We start from the raw sequence: 25,783 nt of genomic DNA on the forward strand, positions 1-25,783 counted from the left end.
TTTGCAATGGCTATGGCTATGGGGTTAATAATGATTACAGTATTTTGGGATAATATTGCAAATTATCCTCCGTTAATATTTGTGTTTGTGTTTATTATAGGTATAGGAACAGGTATTTATGGAGGATACGGTCCTATAGTTTCTGAATTATTCCCTACAGAAATAAGAAGCACGGATATGGGGGCGGGTTTCAATTTAGCCAAAGGCACCCAATTTTTAACACCTATTTTAATAACATTAATTGCAGTTCAATATGGATCGGGTAGCGGAATCTTTCTAGGATCTATTTTCGCTTTAAGTGTTGCCATATTTATATGGACTTTCCCCGAAATAAAGGCAATTGATCTAGAAAACTTGGAAAAACAAAATTGATTTTATTCTAATTTTTAATGAAAACATTTAAGATTATGTTTCATAAAAATAGCAAAAGATGAAAAAAATAGGTCTTCTCTATGTAAAGGGTTCATTGCCAATGTTTGAAACCTTTGGAAATTTACCAACACACATTTTAAAAAATAATGGGATGGTTAATGGGAAAAAGGCACATAAAGAGTTAGATGGTTTAATAATCCCTGGTGGAAGTATAATTGAATCAGAAAGTGTAAAAAAAACTTTAATGATCGAGATCAGGAAAATAGAAAGGGAAGGTAAATTCATTTTTGGAATGTGCTCAGGATTCCAACTTCTTGCAAACCAAACAGACATTGGAAGAAAATCTCCATGTGCAATTGAAAAAAAGGGTCTTGGTATTTTAGACGTTTCATTCAGTCCAATGATAGGCACAGACCGAGTTGAAGCCGAAATTATTGATAATTCATTTTTAACAGAAGATCTGGTTGGAAATAAAATAACTGGGTTTCATTGCCACACCTATGGTAATATAACTGGAAATGCTAAACCAGTACTAACTTCAAATGTTAAAAGAACAGACTACACAAATGATCCTCGTGAACTACTTTCAGGAGTTAGAAATGATGACGGTAATGTTGTGGGAGTTATGGTTCACGGGGCCCTTGATGAGAATACATCATTAGTAGAAAATATCCTTAAATTTTTAGATTGTAAAGAAGATAATATTTTATCAATCAAAAACAACAATCAAAAACTCTTGAATCAGATTAAAAGGGAAGTGGGAATTGAAACCGGAGTTAAAGTTAAAGAAAATATTTCAAATGATTCATATAACGATTTATACCCTCGGATCATAATGATAGCCAGCACAGGTTCTGATTCTGGAAAAACATTCATTACAACGGGTTTGACAGGTATTCTAAAAAAAAGAGGTTACAAAGTAGGTGTTCTTAAAGTTGGTCCAGATATCAGGGATATCGTTCCTTCGTTATACTTGAATAAAGAGAAGATGGAAAGATTTTCATCAATTAAAATAGGATCTCTAGGATGGAAAGATTTATTTGATGTTTTGGAAGATATTAAGGGCCATAATTATGATATAATTATTATTGAAGGGGTTATGAGTGTTTTTACAGGAATTTTAAATGAAAAAATCCCATTTTCATCTGCCGAAATTGCAATGGCTTCAAATATTCCGGTTTTAATGGTTTCTCCATGTAACAAGGGAGGTATAGAAACAGCGGCAGTAGATATTGCTGCACATGTGGATAGAATGGATAAATTGGGCATAAACACGGCAGGTGTTATTCTCAATAAGGTCTATGATGAAAAAATTGCTGAATCTACTTTTAAATTCATAAAAAGTAAGACAGGAATTGACTTCCTGACACTAGTGCCAAAGGTCAAAATCACTGAAAGGGGAAATATGCCCGAGGTTGAAATAAAACTTGAAGATTTTTGTTTAAATGCAATGAAAACAGTAGAAAAATATTTAGATGTTAATAAAATTTTAGAATTAGCAGCAAAACCTAAATTTAAAGAGTATATGAAATATAAAGAGATTTTAAACAGATTTTCAAGTTGATAAATCATATCCATAATACTAATTTACAAAAATAAAAATGGGGTTTATCCGCTCTTTTTAAAGTCATTGTATGCTTTTATGAGATCTGCACCACTCATAAAGACCAACCCATGTTCTTCAGCATACTTTTTTGCTTCTTCTGTTGGTAATGAACCGCCAGTTTTATCATCCATCATTTCACAGCATACTGCTACTTCTGTAAGTCCTGCCATTTCCATCAGAGCAATACTCATCTCAGTATGTCCTTTCCTGTTAATAACATGACCTTTAGCTGCTCTAAGAAGAGTTACATGTCCAGGGGCCCTGAAATATTTCCCAAATTCATTCTGTTTTCCATTTTTGCATAGTAATGCAAGTTCTTTAATTGTACATGCACGATCATTGTCGGTTATGCCTGTGAAAGTCTTCCTATGATTTACTGTAATTGAGAATGCTGATTTTTCGTCGTATGGAATGTCATTTGGGTTAAGTTCCCCTAGCACAGGATATTCTGAACTTGCAATTTCCATTATATCTGTCATGAAGGGCACTCCTAATGCATCTGAATTTTCAGAGGAAAGGGGCACGCAGAAAAGCCCACCTGCATCATTTCTTATTTGGGTCATGTATTGTGGGGTCATGAACTCTGCTGCAACTATCATATCAGTTTCACGTTCCCTGTTATCACTGTCAAATACTAATACAATTTCTCCATTATTTAATGCTTCCAATGCTTCGTTTATCATAGATAATCACTCTTAAATTATTTTCATATATTTTTAATGCATGGTTCAAATTTTGTTGAACAAATTTCATTTTTAGGAATAGATATCTTTCAATCAATTTTAACAGATACTTGGTTTCCATCTTTAAGGTTTAAATATTTTCTGAGATTTTTATTTGAAATAAATTCTATAACATCCTCTGTATGCTTCGTTTTTGCTGGAAATAAAATGGCTCCATTTATCTTACCATTTAAAACTGCTTTAATATACTTAACATCTCCAAATTTACCTTCTCCATGTACTATGCCAAATTTTTCATTGGGTATGTCCATTATATAGGCAATTTCTTCTGTTCCAATCTTTATGTTCAAAGTTCCAACAAATGGTTTGAAATGAAGTTTTTCAAAGAACTGATCAATATAAAAATTTTGAGACATAAAGTAAGTGCCTTTTCCCATTCCTGAGGTTATAATTCCTTTTATTTCCATTGGATCACATTTAATTATTTATTGATCATTTTAAACTTAATTGCCTTTGATAAAGGCTATAATGAGGTTTATTATTAATATCTCTGAAGTAGAATATAACCTTCTATATTGTATTCTTACAAAATAACCTTTTTGCAATAAGTTAACTTAATGAAGAATTAATTAAATAATTTTTGGGATTGATTTATTCCAATACTTCACAGTTTATAGTGCAGAACACAGGGCCCCTGATATCGATAACCTTATTGTTACCGGTTATGTAGTTTAATGCTACTTTATCTAGCTTTAAATTAACATCAGATATTGATTTTGATAATGTTGTTCTAATACTCAGTTCTTGAGCTCCGCTAACAATCATTTCTTCTATTTTGTATGCTGCATATGCAGATACACCATCCATATAACTAATACCAGTTGAAATTCCATTTTCAACAGCTTTTAAAGAGATTTCATCGTTTATATCTGTTTCAGGTACTCCTACAATGTTACCATCATATATGTAAATATTGTTCCAAGCTGCAGGTCCAAGGAGTTTAGTACCATCTTCTGGTTCTAATATTGTAACTTTTATATTTTTTCCCAAGAATTCTCCTTCAAATGCAGTAAACTGGCATGGTGAAGGGGTATTTCCATTATTTCTTGCTGTGGACAACAATTTGTCCATTAAATTTCTTCCTTCAGCGCTGAATGGGTAGTAGTTAATGCATAACATTGTTGCAAGGGTCCTGTCTGACAAAAACCATTTTCCATATGTTTGGGGATAAACCATTTCACGAACATCTGTTTGATTGTGAAGTATCATGGCTATTCTTTCGGCTCCTACTCCTAAATTCATTACTTCTTTATCTATACCATAGTGTGACAGAGCAATAGGGGAATAAATTCCAAAGGTTGCAACTTCAACCCACTCTTTAAGTTTGGGGTGGTAACCATAAACTTCAGTCTGTGTACCGGGAATATAGTATTTAGATTTTTTCTCATCTGGCATGTATTTGAACTTTTTAAAACCAAAATGTTCAAGCACGCTCTCTGAAACAGCCATTCCCATGTCAACATTTACATCATTATCTGCCCATACACATGAAGCTGAGTGATAAGTCATAAGGTGGCTTAAATCTTCTCTCTGTTCCCTTCTGAAACATCTGTCTATTGAAAAGAGTTTGATTGGAAGTTTGTCCTTATTATGCAATGATTGAAGAGTTAGAAACCATCCTGATGTCATGTGGGATCTTAATGTGGTTCTACTTGGAATGGGTTTAAGTTCGCGAAGCTCGGGGAAAACATTTTCAAGTATTCTGAGTCCTAGAGCATCTTCAACCTCGAGTGCGTTCGAAACATCATGAACTAGATCATCTCCACTTTCATCTCCCTTTTTATAACTTCTAAAAATATCTTTTAAAGACTGAATTTTTTCTTCGTTAAGTTGAACACCCACCTCTTCAATTACCTCAATTTTATCCATTCCAATACCAATATCTGGTCTTGGAAGTCCTGCAAGGTAGAAACATCGATCTAGAACTGCAGGTGCCTCAGGCCCAAATTGTTTGTATATATCCTCTTCATCAACAAAAACTGGATTTACTGTTTCATTGAACCCCAAGTTTAAATAAGTCTGTCTAAGTTCCCAAATGGTGTTGTAGAGCATATGGGATTTACCCGTTTCAAGGTGTATTCTTGGATATTCATTATCGTGATGGGGTTTTTTCAAGGTTTGGGCTGTTTCAACCCATGCTTTTTCAAAATCTTTTCTTGCAAGTTTTATTATTTCTTTTCTTTTCAGGACAAAGCCCCCATGATGATTAAGATAATTAATTGTGCGATAAATGATCATTAATATAATTGAATTTTGTGTTGATCCTTTTTATATTTATTTTATATTATCTTTAGTAAACAGCAACCGACAAAAAATAAATATTAATATGTATAATTCCTTATTATGGAAAAAGAGATACACGAATGTGATGTTCTGGTTATAGGATCAGGCGGTGCAGGATGCAGGGCTGCAATAGAATCACGAAAGTATAATTTAGACGTTATAATAGTTTCAAAAGGCTTATCATTTAAATCAGGATGTACAACACTTGCTGAAGGAGGATATAATGCTGCTTTTGGATATGTTGATTCAGAGGACAGTGTAGATTCTCATTTTCAAGATACAATGAAAGGTGGGGCATATTTAAATGATATAGAACTGGTTGAGATACTTGTTAATGAAGCCAAAGACAGATTAATGGAACTTGAAAACTTTGGTGCAATCTTTGATAGACAAGAATCTGGAAAATTGAATCAAAGAGCCTTTGGTGGTCAAAGTTTTAGAAGAACTTGCTTCCAAGGGGATAGAACCGGCCATGAAATGATGATGGCTCTTAAAGAAGAAGTAACTAGGCAAAAAATAGATACTTTTGACGAATTGATGATAACATCTCTTTTAACGGATGAGAACAGTAAGAAAGTAATTGGGGCTGTTGGAGTATCCCTTAGAAATTCAAAAATAATTATTTTTAAATCTAAATCCACTGTAATTGCAAGTGGGGGTGCTGGATGGCTATATCCTGTTACATCAAATGCAATTCAAAAAACAGGGGATGGTTACAGCTTAGCATACAATGTTGGAGCTGATGTACTTGACATGGAACAAATCCAATTCCATCCAACAGGAATGTTGTATCCTGCATCTAGAAGAGGTGTTCTCATAACAGAAGCAGTACGTGGTGAAGGTGGAAAACTTTTCAATGTAAAAATGGAACGTTTCATGAAAAATTATGATGAAAGGGGTGAACTTGCTACACGTGATGTTGTTGCCCGTGCAATATACAACGAGATCAGAGAAGGAAGAGGAACAGATAATGGGGGTATCTATTTGGATGTCACACATCTCCCAAATGAAATTATTGAAGAAAAATTAGAAACAATGCTGTTTCAGTTCATGGATATTGGTATTGATATTAGAAAACAGGCAATGGAAGTAGCACCAACTGCACACCATGTTATGGGAGGTGCAAGAATCAAACCAAACTGTGAAACAACGGTGAAAAATCTTTATGCTGCAGGCGAAGTTACAGGAGGAGTACACGGTGCTAACAGACTTGGAGGAAATGCATTAGCAGATACACAAGTATTTGGTAAAAGAGCTGGAGAATCAGCTGCAAAAAATGCTCTTTCATCAGAATTTATTTTTAATGAATTACAAGTGAATCAAGAAGAAGATAGAATTTCAAATATCTTTAAAGAGGGTGAAATATATCCTCACGAAATTAAAACATCTCTCATGGAAACAATGTGGGAAAATGTGGCCATAATAAGAAATGAAAACGGTCTCAAATCAGCAATGAAGAAAATTGAAGAACTTCAAATTAAAACATTAAATATGAATGTGCCTGAAGGAAGAGGTTTTAATAAAAATCTATTGGATGCATTAGAAATAAAGAATATGTTGACTGTTGCATCACTTGTAACACAATCTGCACTTTTGAGACGTGAAAGCAGAGGATCTCATTACAGAGAAGATTATCCTGAAACAGATGAAAGATGGAAAAGAAGCATAGTAATGAATAAAAATACAGATTTTAGTTATTTAAAAAGAGGTTTAAAATCTAGTTGTAAATTTTCTTAAACCATTTTTTAAACAGAATAGATAAAATAATGTGGTTATTCAACTAAAAAAAAAATAAATCATGCCCTGACCGGGACTCGAACCCGGGTAATAGGATCCGCAATCCTACGTGATATCCGCTACACTACCAGGGCCTATTTCTTGATTTTTTCAATTCCTATAGTTAGATAAAAACAAGAATCAAAGCAACATATATCAATTAACTCTTTTTCTATTTAAATTTTAACCTTAAATAATATTTATTTAGAATATAAAATTGCATCAATTTAATATAAAAAATACATTTCTAAACCAATGGAACAATATAATACAACTGAACACCAGTAAATATCAGACCAAGAACAGCGCCTGCCAGAACTTGATAAGGTGTATGTTTACTGAGCTTTACCCTACTCCACATAACCAACGGAATAATAAGGCCAAAAATAACTCCAGGGATTCCAAATAAATAAATTAAAGCTGCTGTAGGGCCAGCTACACCCATAGCATGTATGCTAATCTTCCACGAAAAGTTAATTAAAAGAATTATCACTGTATTTGAGAAATAAACAAACATGAGTGCTGATGTTAGTGCGGGAGCGCTAAGCGCATAGAGCACAAAAAATCCTATTATATATGAACAAACTGCTAAAATAAGTGGTAAAGTTCTTTTACTTCTGTCTGTAATATCTAAATCAATTTTCATTTTTCTAATGAGAGTTAGAGAAGTTAGAACAGGTAAAAAAGCGCCGAATATGAAACATATTAAAGTAACAAATATCGAATTGTTAAAACCTAAAAGAAAATAGTTTATAATGGCGAATGTGGGTATGGATACAAGTGGAGGTTGTGTTATAGTTGAAATAAACTTTGCAAATCGTTGTTCAAATTTTTGATCTTGTTGATTCTCCATCATTCAAACTCCATTTTTTATTTTCAAAAAAACTAAATTCTATAGTTAATTTGAGAAGACATAATAAATATATAGCGGCTAATACTCAAATTAATTCATTCCCATACATATAACTTGAAAATATAATTTCCATTAGATTTTACAGCTACACCAACATTTTCGGCATCTTCAAAATTTCCCCTAGAAGTGATTTCCATCCCTTTAAGATAATTCATCTCAACGAAAAGATAATTCCGGTTCCCAAGGGTTTTTTTGAGAAAAGGATCAGCAATTTTCTTAGCAGATTCTATTCCTTGTATTGGGTCTTTACTTTCTGAAAGTGCTTTAGATATGCCTTCTAAAACTGTCTGATCATCAAAGACTGTGCACTGAGTCATTAGTTCAGATGTATCCTGAGCCTCCATAAAATAGTGTTTTGTTAAGTAAAAATGAGTATAACAGATATTGGCATTTGTAACATTTAAAATAAGTATAAAAATGGGTATTAAGGCTAATACCATATCTAAACTGAAAAATAATCCTTTATTGTCATCATTTATCATTTTTACATATAAAATTTATTTTTTATTGTGTTGTGGAAATGATGTTTATCTTTCACTTATTATTTTTACAATTTTATCCTTCTTTTTTATAGCTTCTAAGGTAGCATTTTGAACTTTGTCCTTCATGATGTCAAAATCTTCTGGTTCTATGTCTCCAACAATTTTTTTTATTTTGGTATATGCTGCTTCCCTGAAAAGAGGTTTTAATTCTTCTTCTCCATCTTCTTTTATAAGTTTTGAAACACCTGTATCATCAACAAATCCAATTTCGCTAATTTTAACTCCAACATTCGATATTGCCTTTTTAACATTTGATGCAACATCTTCAGGAGCTATAATCATCAATGAATCCACAGAAACACCAAGAGGATCTATATCGAGTTTTTCAAGCATATCCAATACCTTTGGATTTACCATTCCCCTGATTTTATCCTCATAGAAAGTTAATCCTAAACCTGTTGTTTTGGTTATTTCATGAGCATCTCCTCTTAAACCACCATTTGTAACATCTGTCATAGCATGAACTTCTGGTAAGAGCCCTGCTTTGAATATTGCTTCAGATGATTTTATAAAGTTAATATCCATTGTTTCCCATACAACGTCAAACATTCCATGATAGATGGCTGTAGTTGTAATGGTACCTCCACCGGAACCTTCTGTAAGAAGTACAACATCACCAGATTCTGCTCTTTTCCTAGCAGTTGGAGGATATTGTGATATTCCTACAGCACCAACCGCACTGACAAGTCTGTCACCCAAAACCATATCTCCACCGACTCTTAGAGTGCTACCTGCTACTAAAGGCACATCTACAAGTTCAGAAACTGCACAAACTCCTGCTGTAAAGTCAAAAAGTTTTCCCACGTCTCCATCATCTGCAAGATGAAGATCACTTAACATAGCAATTGGATCTGCACCCATAACGCATACATCTCTTAATGTAGCCCTAGCAACATGGAAACCTCCTAAAAATGGATATTCGCTGAGTCTTGAATGAATACCATCTACTGCAGTTGTAATATATACTTCTTTTGAATCAACTTCTGATTTAACAACTCCGCCATCGTCTTGTGCTGATGGTGATATATATGCACTACTCTTGGTACTTGAAACAATTTCTGCGATTTTCCTATGTACAAAAAAGTCTCCTGCACCTCGAGATCCAACACCAATTTCACCCATCGCTACATGAGACTCAGGATATTTTATTAATTCCTTCATGGATTCATCAGGATAGGAATCGATTTTGAGCGTACATTTTACCTCATCAATAACTGCAGCAGCCATTTCTTTGGCTTTTTCATTATCAATATCTTTATATTCTAATATTTTGTTTATTAGGTTTTTTTGGACGGTTTTCTCGTCTTCATCCTTTAGTGTTCGCCTTACGAATCCTTCTATATCCACTTACAACACCTTTTTATGTGTTTATTATTATGATGTAAATTATATTAATAATTATTTACTGAAAATTAATATTAATGTTCAGATAATTCTACTATTACAAATATATTTTGATTATGGTACTAGATCAACAAAATTTTTGAGTATTTTTAGTCCTTCCTCTCCACTTTTTTCTGGATGAAATTGTGTAGCAAAAACATTTTTCAAACAGACAACAGCAGGGACATCAATACCATAATTAACAGTTGCAGCTATTATTTTTTTGTCATCAGGATCCACATAATATGAATGAACGAAGTACATGAAATCACTTCCAACTCCATTTAATATTGGACATTCATTCCTTATTTCAAGCTGATTCCAGCCCATCTGAGGAATTTTAAAACCATCTACTTTCATAGAATCTGGGAAATGCAAAACTTTCCCTTTAAAAATATCAAGTCCAGGAATGCCCGGACTTTCTTCACTACTAGTAAAAAGAATTTGAAGACCTAGACAAATGCCTAAAAATGGCTTACCATCATCGATATGATCATTTATAGGTTTTTCGTAACCACATAAATTTTGTATAGCATTTCCAAATGCACCGACACCAGGTAGTACAAGTGCTTCTGCATCATTTAGCTCTTTGATTGAAGAAGAAATAATAGCATCGGTACCTACCTTTGAAAAACCATTTTTAATGCTCTTAAGGTTTCCCGATCCATAATCAATAATAGCAATCATTTTTTGGCCTGTCCTACGTAATTAATCTTTAATTTCCAATAGAAATTAAATTTAATTGTTATCTGGTTTTATAGTAATCTTTAACCCTTATGGTGTCATTCAAGTGTGGTGTTGAAATTTCATGCAGAACTGTGTTTTCCATGGCAACTATAGAATGTACTTCTTTTGGTTCAATCCTTATAGTGTCATTTTTTCCAAAGTATTCCTTACGTTCTTCGAATTCTATATAACCTGCACCACTCACTATATACATTGTTTCATCCTTTTGAGAATGGTAATGGAAAGAAGTTTGATATCCTTCTCTTATGAACAGCTCTTTGGTAAGATACTTTTCAGTATTGATGAGAATCTTTTCATATCCCCATGGTTTATCTTCTCTATTTTCATATTCCTTTTTAATGGCTTCAAGTTCTTTAGATGTGTCGATAGCCATCCAAAATAGACCATTTTCCTTATAGTAACCTAGTTGATTGTTTTTAGCTAACATTGGAAAAACTGTTTTTTCGATGTCTCCCACATCAAAGCTTCCAAAGTCGATTTCTCCCTTTGAAAAGTATACTCCTCCATTAATATAATAATCGAGTACGGGTTTTTCTTTAAATGAAACAAGTCTATCACCACTTATTTCAACGATTCCGTATGGTGAAACCATTTTGGTAATGAATATTGAAAGGGGATAATCTGATTTTTCGCCCTGTTCAATCATTTTTTTAATATTCAAATCTGCAACAACATCTCCATTTCTTATTACGCACTGTTCATTGTCTTTAAGGTTTTCCATACCTAATTTAATTGCATTTAATGTTCCCAGAGGTTCATCTTCAACAATGTATTCAATTTCAACACCCCTATATTCCTCTCCATATCTTTCATGAATTTTTTCACTTAAAAATCCAGTTAAAAGAAGTACCTTATCTACTCCTGCATTTTTAAAGTCAAAGAGTTGTTTGTCTAAAATGGTGTAGTCATCTTTAATCTCAATGAGTGGTTTTGGAACTGTTTCAGTTAAAGGCCTTAACCTCTTCCCAAAGCCCCCGCAGAGTATCATTCCAATGGTTCTCGTCATAATATCACCCTTAAATATTCAAAATGATTTGTTCATAGTTATGGCTATACTATTAAAACTATTATATATAAAAATTCATTCAATATCCATCAAACCTCTGAGAGAATCTCCAAAATCTGATGGTACAATATTGTCTGTTCCAAGTGTTTTAGCATGGGCATCTAATTCTGTCACAACGTAGTTGTATCCTATTTTTTTAAGTGGTTCAACAAGCCTAGGACCGTCAGTAATAGCAATTGAAGTTGTTTCGATTTCTTCTATAGGCAATGCATGTGGAACTCCAGCAACAACTATAACATCAAATTTTTCTTCCTTTAAAATTTCTACAGCTTTTTTACCAGTTACAGGATATTCATCTAAACCGCCTGTAATGTAATCTATGCTAATCCCATTATTTGAGAGCTCTTTTTTAATATTTACTGCATGTTGCCTTATTCGTGGAAAGCCGATCTTATCATCGAGGTTTGCAATGAGAGTTATATTGATATTTGGCTTGATTTTTTCAAATTGAATTTTTAGTATATCTGAAAAAAGGTAGGAAGTTTCTTTTTTGGCATTGAGAATTATTGCTATTTTATCGCCCTTTTTTATGGCATCAATTAACAATTTTGCAACTTTGACTTTATTATCGCCATAAGATGGTTTTATATATTGTCCTTGGGCCATTCCTCGTGTTTTCTCAATCTCTGTAGCGAGTTGGAGCATTTTGTTCTGACGCTCCATTTCATTTGATGGTATAATTCCTTCCTTTGCTGCTGCATTTAAGACTGCAATCGCACCTTCTGTGTTGTCACCTTCTCCCAGTCCTCCGTGAGATTCTACAGTAACCACTTTTGCTTTTATATCGGCATTTTTTACAGCTTCTTTCATATCTTCGCCAATGATCATACTAACACATGTCCCAACAACTCCAACAAGCTTTGGTGAGAACATTTCATCTACTTTATTCAGTGTTTCTTCAAGTTTTTCAGAGGCTCCGAATATAAAATCATTTTCAGACATTGCAGTAGTTACAATTCTTACACCATCATTTTCCAGAAGACGGCCTGTTCTAAAACAACAGCCATGTGGGCCGTGTAATATGATTACATCAGCATTCATATCTCTTAATGTGTATAAAGACGCGGCTATTGGGCTTGGTCTTGGATGCAAATTATCACCTCAATAATCTAAATTGAATAAAATTTTTATTTGATAATGAATTTAGAATTAATAATATAATTTTAATCGTATAAATTCTGTTATAGTTGATTAATTTGTAAATCAAATAAAAAGTTGGGTAAGAAATTAATTTTTTTTAAAATATCCTAGTCATGTTTTACTTAATTTTTCTAAATAAAATCCATTCTAAATGGAAAAATATTAATATCTAAAATTTTACATTATAAATGTAATACTGAATCTAAAATTAATTCAAGTTTTTAATTTATTATTTGAAAGTGTAACGATTTAAAAAGAGATTAAAAATATTCATATTTGTTTTGAATGTATGAATTTAATTAAATATTAGGAATGGATTAAATGAAACAATGAAATATAATCAACTGGTTGGAGTTGTATTCCTGATATTAGCAGGATATATGGTTGTTAACTCCTTAATGGACAAAGCAAATCAAGAAAAACTAAATGCATCAACAAAACATTTGATCCATCATTAGTTTCAGGTAAAACAGGGATTGAAATATCCGTAAATTACACTGGCAACTGGACAGGTAGTATAACCCGAAATGAAGCTAATAAAATTACTTCACAAACATTATCTGGAACAGGACCTAAAACATTTCCTCTAGATGGAACCACATATGCTGTGGGATTTGATTTCCAAAAAATGGATAATACTAATAATATCATAGCTGCGTCCATATTAAAAAATGGTAAATTTGTAAACAGCACTAATACCTCTGATAAATATGGGATTGTTGGATTTTGGAGATCGTTATCCACTTATAACTAATATATAAAGTAATTTATTTGTATTAATATATATCCCGCATAACCAAGTGGAAATAAAGATTATTAAGAATTTAATTTTTTTTTATTCATATAATTAGTAAATTATTAATCTTGAGTTAATGAAGTGAGTTAATAATGAAAATAGAGAATTTAATTTGTGGAAGATTTATTGAAAGGCCCAATAGGTTTTTAGTTACATTTGAAGTTGAACAAGGATCAGGTATAACTGAGATGGCACATCTAAGAGATCCTGGTCGACTTAAGGAACTTTTAATTCCAAATGTTAAACTTCTTCTTAGAAAGGCAATTTCAAAACAGAAAAGAAAGACAAATTATGATGTTATAGCAGTTTTTAATTGTGATATTTGGGTTTTATTAAATTCTGGATTTCACAGTGATATAGCAGCAGAACTAATAGAATCTGGTAATATAAAAGAATTATCCAATTATTGTATAGAGAGACGAGAGTATACGTATGGTAAAAGTAGAATTGATTTTTTGTTAACAAACACTGAAAATAAGAAAATGTTACTTGAAGTCAAGGGATGTACATTAGTAGACGGGAAACTTGCCAAGTTTCCAGATGCACCTACCATAAGAGGTAAAAAACACCTTGATGAATTAACTTTTTCAATAAATGATGGATTTAAATCTTCAGTACTTTTCCTGATATTGAGGGATGATGCAATTGAATTCACTCCAAATATGGAAATGGATCCAGATTTTTCTTATGCATTAAAAAAAGCAGAGACTAAGGGTGTCAATATAGTTGCTTATTCATTTGAAAATATCTATAAAAAAGATTCAATGGAAATAATTCCCTTTAAAAGATTAAATTTAAGAATGGATTTTTAAAAAAGATATGGGTGATTATGAAATTTCATTTGGAAATTCTTCTTTTTTGAATCTTTCAAACTCGGATGGTTTACCAATTCCAAGTATTATGTCCCCTACATCTATTATTAAGTCACGTGGGGGGTCTATGGTTAATTTTCCTTGTTTTCCAATACCAACCAGCACAATCCCTGTTTTATGGTGTAAATCCGCTTCTCTAACACTTTTACCGGCGAAATAACTGGTAGATCCAACTATAACTTCTCTCATTTCCCTTTCTTTGTGTTCTGCAAGCACATCCTGCACAAACATGGCTTCGTATCCTCCATCAATACTTTTGTACATTAGTCGTCCTGAAATTACAAATGGGGATATTACTTGGTTCGCACCTGCCAGTTTTATCTGATCAATATTTTCATAACGTTGTGCTTCAGCAATTATCCGGACATTAGGATCAATTTTTCTTATTCCCAGTATACAATGGATTGTATGGGAATCTGATTCCATATCAACTATAACTGCTTTAGCGCCCCTGACATTGGCTTTGTTAAGATCCTTTACTCTGGTTGGGTCTCCTTGAACGAAATTAACTCCGTTTTTCAGTGCGTTTTTACGAACTCCTTCATTTTCGTCAAGAATAAAAACTTCATTGTCCTTACCAATTTCTTTTATACATTCAACAGTACTTTCTGTCCAACCACAAATTACAATATGCTTTGATCTTTTCACGTTAATCAGCCCCATAATCTTCATCTGTTGTTTACTGGTTATCACTTCAACAATGGATTCTATTGCCACAGCAAACGTTCCAATACCCATAACCAATAATGTAATGGTAAAATACATTCCCAATGGAGTTTTGGGAGCATAATCACCGTAACCGACAGTACCTATGGTTACAAATGTCCAGTAAATCGACACAGTCCAATTTTGGCTTTCAATGAAATGGAATCCAATGGTTCCATAAGCAATTACGGCCACAACCAGTATTAAAATGCGCGTGAGTGGTCTTTTTATTAACTTTGGGAAATTTTCCCTTATAACTTCAAATACAACAAACATTTTACTTACCCTTTTCCTAAATTTTTACTCAGATTATTAGATTAATTTTTATCTATTTCTGAGATAGAAAAACCAGATTCCAAATATTATTAAGATTATAATAATTACAACTATTATCCATATCCACCAATTGTTACCATCATCTGTGCTGTTACTATCATCATCGTCACTATCTTTGATCTTTTTTGATGATGAAGTAGAACCTTTTCCTCCAACACTGGATCCTTTGACCATTGGATTTAAATTAGTTATCGTGCTTAATGAATGTACTGAAAATCCAGAAATACTAGCTGAACTTGTAAATGAATTTTCATAAGCAAAAACACATGAAGGTGTCATTACAAAACCTAAAACTAGCAATATGGATAGAGTAACATTTAAAAGCTTCATTTTTTTCCCCCATATATTTATGCTAATATGGAATTTTTTCTTTAATAAATTTTGCTAATTAATCATTACAATTTAAAAATTAGTTCAGTTTCTTAGGCAAATACTTATTTTTAACTTATTTAAATTCTGTTAATTTATATTTTCTATTCTTTCTAATTTTTTAGCCCAATTCATCAAAAATTTAAACTAAATATTAATACTATAACAAAAATTATTGAAACCCAGTTTTGATTTTCTCCTTTTTAACTACATACATACGGAGGGTTCACCATAAAAAGATGATGAAAGTATATAAAATTATAAATAAACTTAAATTTATGGATTTATAAGTTTATTCAATCTATTTAAAGTTTAAAAAGTTTTTAAAGTATTTTTAAATTTTTTATTGTCTTAAAAATTTCCAAATCATTTTTAAAACTCCTCTGGATGGGTTGTTCAATATATTTTTTTACACTGGATACACTGGAAATGCATGTCTCTCTCTACGAAGAATATATGAAATTATTACTAAAATTTATAGAGTTTCTAAAATAGATAATATAATTAGTAGAAATTTTTTTTAGAATTTGTAAAAACTAGGTGATAGTTATGAATAGATGTGATGTTCTGATTATAGGTGCAGGACCTGCAGGTCTTTTTGCAGCAAATGAATTGGCAGGAAAGCTTGAAGTTGTTATAGTGGATAAAGGTCGAGGTTTGAATGAAAGGAGATGTGATGCTCTCTCTAATGGAAGTTGCAGAAAATGTTTTCCATGTAACATAACCGGAGGATTAGGTGGTGCTGGAGGTCTTTCAGATGGTAAACTTAATCTAAGACCCGATATAGGAGGAAACCTTGAAGAATTTGTTAGTACTGAAGAAGCTTGGAGTATTATTAATGAAATTGACCAAACGTTCCTTAAACATGGTGCACCTGAAGAGATTTACGCACCTGATAAAGATAAAATCTCCCCTATTCTAAAGGAGGCAGCAGCTATAGGAATAAATTTTATACCTATAGTACAGCGACATATGGGTTCTGACAAAACTCCCCCGATTATAAATTCTATAAAAGATGAACTTGAAGATAAAGGCGTTCAATTCATGCTGGAAACCGAAGTTTTGGACATAATTGTTGATGAAAAAGTGAAGGGTGCAAAGCTAAAGAATTATGGAGAAGGTATTTTTGAAATTTATTGTAACTATTTAATTGCAGCTCCAGGAAGAATCGGGGCTAAATGGTTGTCGAATCAAACAGATAAACTTGGGATTCCTGTGAAACATAATCCTGTTGATGTGGGTGTAAGGGTGGAGCTGCCTCAAATAGTGATGGATGATGTAACCACGATAAACTGGGATCCAAAATTCCATATAATAACCAAGACTTATGATGATTTTGTTAGGACTTTTTGTGTTTGTAATCATGGATTTGTAGTTGAAGAGGTTTATGATGATTTTATGGGTGTGAATGGTCATTCAATGAGAGATAAATTATCAGATAATACAAACTTTGCATTTTTAGTTAGGGTGGAATTAACCGAACCAATTGAGAATACTTCTGATTATGCATTTTCTATTGCAACAATTACCAACACCCTTGGTGGAGGAAAACCACTTCTTCAAAGATTAGGAGATCTCCGAAGAGGAAGAAGATCTACTTGGAGGAGACTTGAAAGAAGTAATGTTGTGCCGACATTTGACTGTGTAACTCCAGGGGATATTGCAATGGCACTTCCACATAGGGTGGTGGTGGATATTATAGAAGGTCTTGAAGCCTTAGATAAAGTAATGCCTGGTGTTGCTTCTGATTCAACTCTTCTTTACGCACCTGAGATAAAATTATATGCAATGAGATTGGAAATGAATAAAAATATGAAAACAAGAATTGAAGGGCTTTATGCTGCTGGAGACGGTGCAGGAGTATCTAGAGGAATTGTTGGGGCAGCTGCCACAGGAATTATAGCTGCAAGGGACATTATTAAAAAAAACATATAAAGTAAAGTCTTGAACAAAAATAGACTAATTATCTCAAATATTTATTTCAATTTACTCAAACATGACATAAAATTGAAATAATTGATATGAATCAATAAAAATATTTAAAAATAATTTAATTAATATAATTTATTTACAACATCTATTTTTTTGAAATACCCTCCAAGTGTGAATTTCACTTGTTGGTCCAAGGCTTTTTTGGATTCTGCTTCAAGGATGTATGATCCCATAATAATTTCAGTGTCAGTATCTTCAACATTCATTTCAACTCTGTGAATTTCTTTTCCATCGGGATTTTCTTCGTTTGTATAATTTTCAATGTATATCGTCGCATTTTCAATTTCTTCAACAATTTCTACAAAATTCCAGAGTGTCATAGCCATATTTTATCACCTTATTCTTGTAAGTAAAGTAACAGCATTACTGTTATATAAATTTCAGATAGTATGAAATGATCAAGTTTTATCAAAATATCAAAGATGTGAATTTATTAGATCAATCAATATCTAACTACATTTAATTCCAAATTATAGAACCTAAAAAATTTATTGTGAAATTTTTATCCAATTTTTAGTTTCATGACTTTTTTGTTTTTATTTTTTCTTTTCTATAGATTTTATAAGCCGCATAAGTTATTCCCAATATTAATGGCCCTATAAATAGTCCAGGAATACCCATAGTCACCGCACCATAAATGAATCCTAATAAAAATACCAATGGATGTATTTCAGAATATTGAACAGCAATCTTGGGTCTTATGTAAAAGTCTGTTGTTGTTTCTATTATCCAACCAAATATAATCACCAATATACCTTGTGTGGTGTTCCCAAGGAGTATACTGATAATTCCAATGGCACCATACACGATCCATGGACCAATAATGGGTATAAACATGGCTATTCCACTTATGATAGCTAATAATAGTGCATAAGGATATCCTAGGAAGTAATATAAAATTCCAGAGAGTACTCCAAGGATTACTGCAGGAATAGCATTACCGACAATTATGCTTTTTAAAACATCTTCAGCACTATCAAACAATTCATGATAGAAATCATTATCTTTAACCGGAATAACATCTGTTATAAATTGAATTACTTTATCTCCATCTCTTGCAAAATAAAATACTGAAAAAATTAATATGAGCATTTGGGCAGCAAAAGATGGAATTGAGCTTATCATGGCAACTACGGAGCTAGCAACAAATGAAATAAATTCTTTAATTCCAGATTGTACAGCTGTTATTATACTTTGGGTAAGATTACTTGGAAGATTGAGATTATTTACAGCTTGGTTTATTACAGTCATGTTCATAGTAGAATTGCCAGTAGCAGCTTGCTGTAATGAGCCAAATGAAGATTCAGCTATAAGTACAAACTGCGTTAAAGTAAAATACAACAATAAAACTATGGGAATGGTGAATACTATTATACCTAAAAAAACAGACAAAGTGTTATTTTTAACATATGGTTTGATTTTCCGGGATATAAATCGGATATAATATGCTAATATAGCACCGAATATTACCATAGTCAAAATTGGGATTAAAATTCCCAGTGAAAGAAGTGTTAAGATTATTATAAGAGGTATTATTGTTGAAATAGCTATTTTTTTTAAATTATAACTCATACTCCACCTACAAACTTTTAGAATATTATGTTCCATGTATATTTAATTCTTTAGAAGTATTTTGCATTTTTCCAAAATATAAAAACTTACATAGAGACTCTCAATTGAATCATACATCAACTGATTTAAAATGTTATATCCAATATTTAAGTTATAATGTTAATTGAGCGTTTTAGATTAATATACTATATAACAATCTAAAAAAATGTAAGTATGATGTAAATGTTTATTTTCTAAAATTAAATACGTTAAAGAAACAAGGATTACTCAAATAAAAATTAAAAGGGAAATAATCAGTTTTCATTTGTCCCTTATGAATATATTAATTTTATATTTATTTTAAACTAGCGACATATGATACTTAGCATATCCAATTCATTTTTTGTATCAATCAGTGGTTTTTTATTTCCTTTGTTAATTAAATTATTATTTATTTTTTCGTATTCGCAACAAAGATTTTTCTAAAAAATTGGTGACTAAAATAGATTAGATAACTTCGTAAATGATGCTATGACGAATAAAAATTTTTGGTGGAATTTTTCAATAATGTTCCAAATTGTAACCACTTTCTATTAGAACTAAAAAAAGAGTATATAGGTTCATTTTTTGTCAGCTGAGTAAACAGCAATGTCTAATTTTCTCGCTAAAAAATTTTCAATTGCCACACCAAATGCTTTGAAATGTTCAGTTTGCATATGCGTTTCTAATACTTCTAGATTTTCCCATTGTTCGAGCATCAGTAGGATATCATCACCTTCAGTGCTTGCATATAAATTATAACTGATACAACCCGATTCTAAACGAGTTGATTCAATTAAATCTTGAGATTTTGTAATGATTTTATCCCTCTCACCAGGATTAGCTGTTATTGTGGCTGTTACTATGATCATTTGATTCCTCCCTAAAATTATTTATATTATCTTGGTTAATCCAGATTTTCACATTATCGAGGTATTTCGCCTCGAGATAATTTCATATATTTGTTGGATTATTAATTAAACATACCGACTATTATGTTTTTTTAATGCTAAATTTATTTTGTAATATAATTCCATAAATGATCTATATTAGAATTCATTCTGTTTTCTAATGGCATTTCAGGCAATGCTATCCACATTAAGACTGTTCCAACCATAGAAGTTTGAATAAATGTTGCAAATTCAGTTGAATCAATATCCCGTCTGATAATATCCTGGGCTATACCCTCATCGAGTACATCTTTAATGAAGTTTAACAAGTTGTAATAAAATTCTGTGTAATGTTTGCTTATTATTTCGTATTTTTGAACACCTTCAAATAATAGTAAATGTAATGTCCTATAATCTATTTTTTCAGAGCTTTCACACAATTTTGTACTTTTGTTAATGGTTATATCGTCGCCTATGATTGATAATATCACTGTTTTTAGTTTTTCTTTGGGTGTGCCTTCGAAATCTCTAATTTGTCGTATGGTTGAATTAAAATAGTTAAATATGTATTTTTCAATCACTGCGACTAGGAGAGTGTCTTTACTGTCAAAGTGATAGTAAAATCCGCCGGTGGTAATGTTTGATGCTTTTCTAATTTCATTCAATGAAACATCAACAAATCCTTTTTTTAGAAATAATTTAAATGATTCTTCCATAATTCTAGATTTCGTATCCATATATACATCTCTTTATAATTTTGATCCAACTATCCAATTATTAGTATTATCACGGACTTTTAGGGATAATCAAATCCATAAGATGATATATGTAATGTATTATATAAACATACCGACTATTCTGTTTGTAATTTATAAATTTACAAAACCATAAATGATGTTTTTGAATGTAATTTATGCCATATTTTCAAGTTATATTCAAAAAAAACACTAATATAAACTAGAGGAACATAAGAAGTTAACTTATATTTTTTTAATGCTAAATTTATTTTGTAATATAATTCCATAAATGATCTATATTAGAATTCATTCTGTTTTCTAATGGCATTTCAGGCAATGCTATCCACATTAAGACTGTTCCAACCATAGAAGTTTGAATAAATGTTGCAAATTCAGTTGAATCAATATCCCGTCTGATAATATCCTGGGCTATACCCTCATCGAGTACATCTTTAATGAAGTTTAACAAGTTGTAATAAAATTCTGTGTAATGTTTGCTTATTATTTCGTATTTTTGTACACCTTCCATTAATAGTAAGTGTAATGTCCTATAATCTATTTTTTCAGAACTTTCAGATAATTGTGTTTCACCTATGATTGATAATATCACTGTTTTTAGTTTTTCTTTGGGTGTGCCTTCAAAATCTCTAATTTCTCGTATGGTTGAATTAAAATAGTCAAATATGTATTTTTCAATCACTGCGACTAGGAGAGTGTCTTTACTGTCAAAGTGATAGTAAAATCCGCCGGTGGTAATGTTTGATGCTTTTCTAATTTCATTCAATGAAACATCAACAAATCCTTTTTTTAGAAATAATTTAAATGATTCTTCCATAATTCTAGATTTCGTATCCATATACACATCTCTTTATAATTTTTAATAATAGAAGTCTTGTAATGTTATAGATCATCTAGGGACAATCAAATTAATAAAGATATCCTAATCGAATAAAATTAAGTCATGGTTTATTAAATTGCTTTATACTGTATATTAAGAATTCATTCTAGGCAAAACATATTAATACTCTTTTAAAAACTTTTAATTTTATTTTTGAGATTTAAAAATTATTATATTCGTGAACAAGAAATAATTTGTTGGATAAATGTTCATAAATTACTTTAATTTTGATAAAAGTTTTTCTTTAGACCAATTACAAAAAGAACGGTCTCTATTAATATTTACTATTAACCCACGCAAACAGACTATTCGGTATGTTTATATGTTTGGCTACATAACTACTATCAATTTGCAGAAATCAATGAGGTGAAAAAATGAAAGGACTAGCATTGAGATTAGTATGGATTGGCGATAAAAATGGGTGAAGAAGAAACTGCCACCATAACTATAGATGGCCAGAAGCTATTAAAACATAACCCTGCAAATCCGGCCCCTTTAGGACTGGTTGCTACTGGAATGACCTTAATTCTATTAAGTTTTTCTTATGCTGGATTTTATGAGTTAAGCAGTGTGATATTGGCTATGGTACTGGCATTTGGTGGAACTATAGACTTAATTGTAGGTGCAATGGAATACAAGAATGGAAATACTTTCGCCACACTTGCATTTGGTGCATTTGGATCTTTCTGGTACTCCTTTGCAATACTACTAATTTTACCCAAATTAAATCTGGCATCTGCACCTAATTCAGCATCACTCGCAGCATATTTATTCTTGTGGGGTGTTTGGACTGCTGGAATGTTTGTAGCAACACTTAGAATAAGTCGTGGATTCCAAATACTATTCTCTACACTAACATTACTGTTCTTCGTATTAGGATTAGGCGCATTAACCGGAAACAGCACCATAAACATAATTGGTGGTTATGTGGGAATATTTGTCGGATTACTAGCATTCTACTTGGGAATGGCAGAGGTTATAAACGAAATCTATGGGAATAGGGTTCTACCAACCTGAACATCCCTCACCTAAAAATTTAATATGTACTAATTAATCAGGCATACAGAACATTCGGTATGTTTATATAGGATCTATTTCATAACTACTAATTAGATTTGAATAATCAAATGAGGTGAAAAGAAATGAAAGGACTTGCAATGTTAAAAATAGGGGAAATTGGATGGATAGAAAAAGATAAACCAAAATGCGGCCCAAGAGATGCTATTGTTAAACCTTTAGCTCTAGCACCATGTACTTCTGATGTACACACTGTATGGGAAGGAGCAATAGGTGACAGACATGACATGATTTTAGGACATGAAGCTTTAGGAGTAGTAGACGAAGTAGGAAACGAAGTTAAAGATTTCAAACCAGGCGATAGGGTAATTGTACCAGCTATAACTCCTGACTGGGATTCGGAAGCTGTTCAACGTGGTTTTCCTTCACAAAGTGGTGGAGCTTTAGGTGGTTGGAAATTCTCTAACTTTAAAGATGGCGTATTCGGAGAATACTTCCATGTTAACCTAGCAGATAACAACCTAGCACATCTACCCGAAGGAATGTCATTAGAATCAGCGGTTATGATTACTGATATGATGACTACTGGTTTTATGGCTGCTGAAAACGCCGAAATTGGAATGGGGGCCACTGTAGCAGTTCTAGGTATTGGACCAGTTGGACTTTGCGGTGTAGCCGGTGCAGCATTAAGGGGTGCTGGAAGAATATTTGCCGTTGGTACCAGACCTAAAGCTATTGAAGTAGCTAAAGAATATGGTGCTACAGATATAATCAGCTACAAAGACGGAGACACCGCAGAACAAATACTTGAAGCAACAGATGGCGCAGGAGTTGACGCAGTAATCGTATCAGGCGGAGGTCCCGATATACTAATAGACGCATTAAAAATGGCTAAAGCAGGATCAAAAATTGCTAACAATAACTACTATGGTAAAGGAGTCGGTGAAAAAGATACCATACCACTTTGTCGTGTAAATTGGGGATTCGGTATGGCCGATAAAGATATAGTCACAGGTCTTTGCCCTGGTGGAAGAGTTAGAATGGAAAGACTAGCAGATATTATAAGTTACGGACGTATGGATCCGTCTCTCATGGCTACTCATGTCTACAAAGGTTTTGACAAATTAGAAGAAGCACTCCTCCTAATGAAAGACAAACCAAGAGACTTAATCAAACCAGTCGTCCTTTTAGACGAATAAATATTTAGAATTCTATTCTTTTTTTTAAAGAAATTAAAATGGAGCTGATAAAAAATGAAAATAGCAATAATTGGTGGAACTGGTGGACAGGGTTTAGGAATTGCCATACGCTTTGTACAAGCCGGAGAAGATGTTATAATAGGATCAAGAGCAATTGAAAAAGCTGAAAAAGCTGTAGAAAAAGTTAAAGAACTTTTAGACATGGATAAAATTCCCAATCTCAAAGCAGCTGAAAATGCTGATGGCGCAAAAGAAGCCGACATACTAATCTTAACTGTACCGCTAGCGGCTCAAAGAGCAACTCTCTTGTCTATAAAGGATAATGCAGCCGGAAAAGTATTAATAGATGCAACCGGACCACTTGAATCAGCTATTGGCGGATCACCAACCCGATGTATCTACCTATCCGAAGGAGCAGCTTCTGAAAGAGCACAAAAGATCCTACCCGAAGCCAACGTAATATGTGCATTCAACAACATCAGTTCAGGAGCCCTAATGAACTTCCCAAATCCCATAGACTGTGACTGTTTAATGTCAGGTGACGACCTTGAATCCAAAAAAACAGTCGCAAAACTAATCGAAAAAATACCCGGAGTACAAGTCGTAGACTGTGGACCACTAGAAAGAGCTCAAATCATCGAAAAAATCACACCCTTACTTATCGGACTAAACATCAAAAAAACCTGCAAAGACGCCGGAATAAGAATAACCGGAATAGACCCCGAATGCAAATTATACTAAAAATCACTCCTCTTCTGATCGGATTAAACATCCAAAACAAAAACCCAATTTAGGGGAATCAGAAGCACCGATTTATAAATGAAGAATTCGTGGGCTCAATTTTATGAAAAGATAGCAAAAGGGGCAATTAATAGAATGTTTAGAATTATCTAAAGTCAATGAACGTCCATTGAATAAACAGGAATTAATGCCAAGAATGTGAATTACATATCGAAAAACGAAATTTTCAAACATCTGGATTTATAATAGATACACTTTCCCCTATAATTATTTATCTAGGAATCTCAATTAGAGGTGTTAATGTGATGGTCGGAATATTAGGATGTGGTGCTATAGCAAATATAATCACTAATTTTGCATCGGAGGGAAAGCTGGGTGTTGATCTAAAATTTTTTTATGATAGGGATATGGAAAGAGCAGAAAACCTGGCATCCCAAGTAGATGGGATAGTAGTACTCAATATAAACGATATGTTGGATCAGGTTGATCTGGTGATTGAAAGTGCATCTCCCCAAGCTGTGATGGAGGTCGTTCCACACATTCTCGAAAGAGGAAAAGATGTGATTGTCATGAGTTTGGGGGCATTGATGGATCCTGCTCTTAGAAATCATCTAGATGAGATAGCCAAACAAAATAACTCAAAGATATACGCACCTTCTGGAGCCGTTGTAGGTTTAGACGGCATCAAAGCTGCTTCCATCGGTAAGATCCGTGAAGTAAGCCTGGTCACACGAAAGCCCCCTAAATCTCTAGGAATCTCAACAGATAAGGAAACAATATTATACGAAGGCAAAGCAAGAGATGCGGTGCGTAAATTTCCAGTAAACATTAATGTGGCTGCTGCTTTAACTATTGCCTGCGGTAAGGAAGTGGATGTAAAAATCATAGCTGACCCTGCTGTGGACCGCAACTGCCATGAGGTTCATGTAGTGGGTGATTTTGGGGAGCTTAAAACTACTACCCAAAATATTAGATGTGCCACCAATCCGAAAACAAGTATTTTAGCCGCTTATTCTGCAATTAAACTCCTTAAAAGTTTAAACGAAAATCTTAAGATCCTAACCTAAAAT

At 32.7% G+C, this 25,783-nt stretch carries 27 protein-coding genes and 1 tRNA gene; 10 read left to right on the forward strand and 18 right to left on the reverse strand.

Annotation, left to right across the window (positions count from 1 at the left end; translation table 11 throughout):
- Positions 1-18: 18 nt before the first annotated feature.
- Positions 19-372 carry an MFS transporter gene (locus K8N75_RS03535; RefSeq protein WP_223790737.1) on the forward strand — a complete coding sequence of 118 codons (354 nt, stop codon included), beginning with the start codon at positions 19-21 and terminating at the stop codon, positions 370-372.
- A gap of 58 nt (positions 373-430) precedes the next feature.
- Complete coding sequence (locus tag K8N75_RS03540; protein ID WP_223790738.1) at positions 431-1,936, forward strand: AAA family ATPase; 1,506 nt, start codon at positions 431-433, stop codon at positions 1,934-1,936.
- A 44-nt stretch (positions 1,937-1,980) separates the two neighbouring features.
- Here the strand turns inward: K8N75_RS03540 and ribB are convergent, their stop codons facing one another.
- The 3 genes from ribB to sepS all read right to left on the reverse strand — a co-directional run bounded on the left by ribB (position 1,981) and on the right by sepS (position 4,959).
- Complete coding sequence (gene ribB / locus K8N75_RS03545; RefSeq protein WP_223790739.1) at positions 1,981-2,661, reverse strand: 3,4-dihydroxy-2-butanone-4-phosphate synthase; 681 nt, start codon at positions 2,659-2,661, stop codon at positions 1,981-1,983.
- Positions 2,662-2,750: 89 nt separating this feature from the next.
- A complete protein-coding gene (locus K8N75_RS03550; protein WP_223790740.1) occupies positions 2,751-3,128 on the reverse strand; it encodes a CTP-dependent riboflavin kinase in 378 nt (125 codons plus the stop codon).
- 184 nt (positions 3,129-3,312) lie between these two features.
- Positions 3,313-4,959, reverse strand: a complete 1,647-nt coding sequence (gene sepS, locus K8N75_RS03555; protein WP_223790741.1) for an O-phosphoserine--tRNA ligase — start codon at positions 4,957-4,959, stop codon at positions 3,313-3,315.
- A 105-nt stretch (positions 4,960-5,064) separates the two neighbouring features.
- Here sepS and tfrA point away from each other — a divergent pair, with 105 nt between their 5' ends.
- A complete protein-coding gene (gene tfrA / locus K8N75_RS03560; protein WP_223790742.1) occupies positions 5,065-6,741 on the forward strand; it encodes a fumarate reductase (CoM/CoB) subunit TfrA in 1,677 nt (558 codons plus the stop codon).
- Positions 6,742-6,803: 62 nt separating this feature from the next.
- On the opposite strand, the gene K8N75_RS03565 is transcribed toward tfrA, so the two are convergent.
- The 7 genes from K8N75_RS03565 to cfbD all read right to left on the reverse strand — a co-directional run bounded on the left by K8N75_RS03565 (position 6,804) and on the right by cfbD (position 12,523).
- Positions 6,804-6,875, reverse strand: a tRNA-Arg gene (locus tag K8N75_RS03565).
- Positions 6,876-7,027: 152 nt separating this feature from the next.
- Positions 7,028-7,636, reverse strand: coding sequence for a phosphatase PAP2 family protein (locus K8N75_RS03570; protein ID WP_223790743.1), 609 nt, complete (start codon positions 7,634-7,636; stop codon positions 7,028-7,030).
- A gap of 92 nt (positions 7,637-7,728) precedes the next feature.
- On the reverse strand, positions 7,729-8,175 hold the full coding sequence (locus tag K8N75_RS03575) for a hypothetical protein (protein ID WP_223790744.1): 447 nt from the start codon (positions 8,173-8,175) through the stop codon (positions 7,729-7,731).
- A gap of 45 nt (positions 8,176-8,220) precedes the next feature.
- On the reverse strand, positions 8,221-9,582 hold the full coding sequence (locus K8N75_RS03580; RefSeq protein WP_223790745.1) for an AIR synthase-related protein: 1,362 nt from the start codon (positions 9,580-9,582) through the stop codon (positions 8,221-8,223).
- A 111-nt stretch (positions 9,583-9,693) separates the two neighbouring features.
- Positions 9,694-10,305, reverse strand: a complete 612-nt coding sequence (gene hisH / locus K8N75_RS03585) for an imidazole glycerol phosphate synthase subunit HisH (RefSeq protein ID WP_223790746.1) — start codon at positions 10,303-10,305, stop codon at positions 9,694-9,696.
- 58 nt (positions 10,306-10,363) lie between these two features.
- On the reverse strand, positions 10,364-11,371 hold the full coding sequence (locus K8N75_RS03590) for a sugar phosphate nucleotidyltransferase (protein WP_223790747.1): 1,008 nt from the start codon (positions 11,369-11,371) through the stop codon (positions 10,364-10,366).
- 75 nt (positions 11,372-11,446) lie between these two features.
- Positions 11,447-12,523: a Ni-sirohydrochlorin a,c-diamide reductive cyclase catalytic subunit gene (gene cfbD, locus K8N75_RS03595; protein WP_223790748.1), complete on the reverse strand. Its 1,077-nt coding sequence runs from the start codon at positions 12,521-12,523 to the stop codon at positions 11,447-11,449.
- Positions 12,524-12,900: 377 nt separating this feature from the next.
- Between cfbD and K8N75_RS14085 the strand changes: the two genes are divergently transcribed.
- A complete protein-coding gene (locus tag K8N75_RS14085) occupies positions 12,901-13,029 on the forward strand; it encodes a hypothetical protein (protein WP_255590769.1) in 129 nt (42 codons plus the stop codon).
- A 34-nt stretch (positions 13,030-13,063) separates the two neighbouring features.
- On the opposite strand, the gene K8N75_RS03600 is transcribed toward K8N75_RS14085, so the two are convergent.
- Positions 13,064-13,264, reverse strand: a complete 201-nt coding sequence (locus tag K8N75_RS03600; protein WP_223790749.1) for a hypothetical protein — start codon at positions 13,262-13,264, stop codon at positions 13,064-13,066.
- 195 nt (positions 13,265-13,459) lie between these two features.
- Between K8N75_RS03600 and sfsA the strand changes: the two genes are divergently transcribed.
- Positions 13,460-14,179 carry a DNA/RNA nuclease SfsA gene (gene sfsA / locus K8N75_RS03605; protein ID WP_223790750.1) on the forward strand — a complete coding sequence of 240 codons (720 nt, stop codon included), beginning with the start codon at positions 13,460-13,462 and terminating at the stop codon, positions 14,177-14,179.
- A 15-nt stretch (positions 14,180-14,194) separates the two neighbouring features.
- Here sfsA and K8N75_RS03610 read toward each other — a convergent pair whose 3' ends face one another.
- Both K8N75_RS03610 and K8N75_RS03615 read right to left on the reverse strand, forming a co-directional pair.
- Complete coding sequence (locus tag K8N75_RS03610; RefSeq protein WP_223790751.1) at positions 14,195-15,220, reverse strand: potassium channel family protein; 1,026 nt, start codon at positions 15,218-15,220, stop codon at positions 14,195-14,197.
- Positions 15,221-15,268: 48 nt separating this feature from the next.
- The gene (locus K8N75_RS03615; RefSeq protein ID WP_223790752.1) at positions 15,269-15,610 is read right to left on the reverse strand and encodes a hypothetical protein; all 342 of its coding nucleotides are present in this window, start codon (positions 15,608-15,610) and stop codon (positions 15,269-15,271) included.
- Positions 15,611-16,198: 588 nt separating this feature from the next.
- Here K8N75_RS03615 and K8N75_RS03620 point away from each other — a divergent pair.
- A complete protein-coding gene (locus tag K8N75_RS03620; RefSeq protein WP_223790753.1) occupies positions 16,199-17,584 on the forward strand; it encodes an NAD(P)/FAD-dependent oxidoreductase in 1,386 nt (461 codons plus the stop codon).
- Positions 17,585-17,703: 119 nt separating this feature from the next.
- Here K8N75_RS03620 and K8N75_RS03625 read toward each other — a convergent pair whose 3' ends face one another.
- The 5 genes from K8N75_RS03625 to K8N75_RS03645 form a co-directional block, all read right to left on the reverse strand.
- A complete protein-coding gene (locus K8N75_RS03625; protein WP_223790754.1) occupies positions 17,704-17,967 on the reverse strand; it encodes a hypothetical protein in 264 nt (87 codons plus the stop codon).
- Between the two features lie 193 nt (positions 17,968-18,160).
- Positions 18,161-19,213 carry an AI-2E family transporter gene (locus K8N75_RS03630; protein WP_223790755.1) on the reverse strand — a complete coding sequence of 351 codons (1,053 nt, stop codon included), beginning with the start codon at positions 19,211-19,213 and terminating at the stop codon, positions 18,161-18,163.
- A gap of 599 nt (positions 19,214-19,812) precedes the next feature.
- Positions 19,813-20,103 carry a putative quinol monooxygenase gene (locus tag K8N75_RS03635; protein WP_223790756.1) on the reverse strand — a complete coding sequence of 97 codons (291 nt, stop codon included), beginning with the start codon at positions 20,101-20,103 and terminating at the stop codon, positions 19,813-19,815.
- Between the two features lie 143 nt (positions 20,104-20,246).
- Positions 20,247-20,858, reverse strand: a complete 612-nt coding sequence (locus K8N75_RS03640; protein ID WP_223790757.1) for a TetR/AcrR family transcriptional regulator — start codon at positions 20,856-20,858, stop codon at positions 20,247-20,249.
- Between the two features lie 265 nt (positions 20,859-21,123).
- On the reverse strand, positions 21,124-21,714 hold the full coding sequence (locus K8N75_RS03645) for a TetR/AcrR family transcriptional regulator (RefSeq protein ID WP_223790758.1): 591 nt from the start codon (positions 21,712-21,714) through the stop codon (positions 21,124-21,126).
- 459 nt (positions 21,715-22,173) lie between these two features.
- Here K8N75_RS03645 and K8N75_RS03650 point away from each other — a divergent pair, with 459 nt between their 5' ends.
- From K8N75_RS03650 to K8N75_RS03665, 4 genes are all read left to right on the forward strand, one after another.
- The gene (locus tag K8N75_RS03650) at positions 22,174-22,773 is read left to right on the forward strand and encodes an acetate uptake transporter (RefSeq protein ID WP_223790759.1); all 600 of its coding nucleotides are present in this window, start codon (positions 22,174-22,176) and stop codon (positions 22,771-22,773) included.
- 125 nt (positions 22,774-22,898) lie between these two features.
- Entirely contained in the window at positions 22,899-23,972 is a 1,074-nt protein-coding gene (locus K8N75_RS03655) for an NAD(P)-dependent alcohol dehydrogenase (RefSeq protein ID WP_223790760.1), read from the forward strand.
- 54 nt (positions 23,973-24,026) lie between these two features.
- Complete coding sequence (gene npdG / locus K8N75_RS03660) at positions 24,027-24,713, forward strand: NADPH-dependent F420 reductase (RefSeq protein ID WP_223790761.1); 687 nt, start codon at positions 24,027-24,029, stop codon at positions 24,711-24,713.
- Between the two features lie 302 nt (positions 24,714-25,015).
- Positions 25,016-25,780 (forward strand): aspartate dehydrogenase, encoded by a 765-nt coding sequence (locus K8N75_RS03665; RefSeq protein ID WP_223790762.1) that lies wholly within the window; start codon positions 25,016-25,018, stop codon positions 25,778-25,780.
- The last annotated feature ends 3 nt before the right edge of the window (positions 25,781-25,783 follow it).

This window comes from Methanobacterium spitsbergense, assembly GCF_019931065.1.
GTDB classification, from domain to species: domain Archaea; phylum Methanobacteriota; class Methanobacteria; order Methanobacteriales; family Methanobacteriaceae; genus Methanobacterium_B; species Methanobacterium_B spitsbergense.

Bases quoted from the DNA above. Each gene is read 5' to 3' on its own strand.
- K8N75_RS03535 (WP_223790737.1), top strand. From the start codon at position 19: ATGGGGTTAATAATGATTACAGTATTTTGGGATAATATTGCAAATTAT.
- K8N75_RS03540 (WP_223790738.1), top strand. From the start codon at position 431: ATGAAAAAAATAGGTCTTCTCTATGTAAAGGGTTCATTGCCAATGTTT.
- ribB (WP_223790739.1), bottom strand. From the start codon at position 2,661: ATGATAAACGAAGCATTGGAAGCATTAAATAATGGAGAAATTGTATTA.
- K8N75_RS03550 (WP_223790740.1), bottom strand. From the start codon at position 3,128: ATGGAAATAAAAGGAATTATAACCTCAGGAATGGGAAAAGGCACTTAC.
- sepS (WP_223790741.1), bottom strand. From the start codon at position 4,959: ATGATCATTTATCGCACAATTAATTATCTTAATCATCATGGGGGCTTT.
- tfrA (WP_223790742.1), top strand. From the start codon at position 5,065: ATGGAAAAAGAGATACACGAATGTGATGTTCTGGTTATAGGATCAGGC.
- K8N75_RS03570 (WP_223790743.1), bottom strand. From the start codon at position 7,636: ATGATGGAGAATCAACAAGATCAAAAATTTGAACAACGATTTGCAAAG.
- K8N75_RS03575 (WP_223790744.1), bottom strand. From the start codon at position 8,175: ATGATAAATGATGACAATAAAGGATTATTTTTCAGTTTAGATATGGTA.
- hisH (WP_223790746.1), bottom strand. From the start codon at position 10,305: ATGATTGCTATTATTGATTATGGATCGGGAAACCTTAAGAGCATTAAA.
- K8N75_RS03590 (WP_223790747.1), bottom strand. From the start codon at position 11,371: ATGACGAGAACCATTGGAATGATACTCTGCGGGGGCTTTGGGAAGAGG.
- K8N75_RS14085 (WP_255590769.1), top strand. From the start codon at position 12,901: ATGAAATATAATCAACTGGTTGGAGTTGTATTCCTGATATTAGCAGGA.
- sfsA (WP_223790750.1), top strand. From the start codon at position 13,460: ATGAAAATAGAGAATTTAATTTGTGGAAGATTTATTGAAAGGCCCAAT.
- K8N75_RS03610 (WP_223790751.1), bottom strand. From the start codon at position 15,220: ATGTTTGTTGTATTTGAAGTTATAAGGGAAAATTTCCCAAAGTTAATA.
- K8N75_RS03615 (WP_223790752.1), bottom strand. From the start codon at position 15,610: ATGAAGCTTTTAAATGTTACTCTATCCATATTGCTAGTTTTAGGTTTT.
- K8N75_RS03620 (WP_223790753.1), top strand. From the start codon at position 16,199: ATGAATAGATGTGATGTTCTGATTATAGGTGCAGGACCTGCAGGTCTT.
- K8N75_RS03625 (WP_223790754.1), bottom strand. From the start codon at position 17,967: ATGGCTATGACACTCTGGAATTTTGTAGAAATTGTTGAAGAAATTGAA.
- K8N75_RS03630 (WP_223790755.1), bottom strand. From the start codon at position 19,213: ATGAGTTATAATTTAAAAAAAATAGCTATTTCAACAATAATACCTCTT.
- K8N75_RS03635 (WP_223790756.1), bottom strand. From the start codon at position 20,103: ATGATCATAGTAACAGCCACAATAACAGCTAATCCTGGTGAGAGGGAT.
- K8N75_RS03640 (WP_223790757.1), bottom strand. From the start codon at position 20,858: ATGGATACGAAATCTAGAATTATGGAAGAATCATTTAAATTATTTCTA.
- K8N75_RS03645 (WP_223790758.1), bottom strand. From the start codon at position 21,714: ATGGATACGAAATCTAGAATTATGGAAGAATCATTTAAATTATTTCTA.
- K8N75_RS03650 (WP_223790759.1), top strand. From the start codon at position 22,174: ATGGGTGAAGAAGAAACTGCCACCATAACTATAGATGGCCAGAAGCTA.
- K8N75_RS03655 (WP_223790760.1), top strand. From the start codon at position 22,899: ATGAAAGGACTTGCAATGTTAAAAATAGGGGAAATTGGATGGATAGAA.
- npdG (WP_223790761.1), top strand. From the start codon at position 24,027: ATGAAAATAGCAATAATTGGTGGAACTGGTGGACAGGGTTTAGGAATT.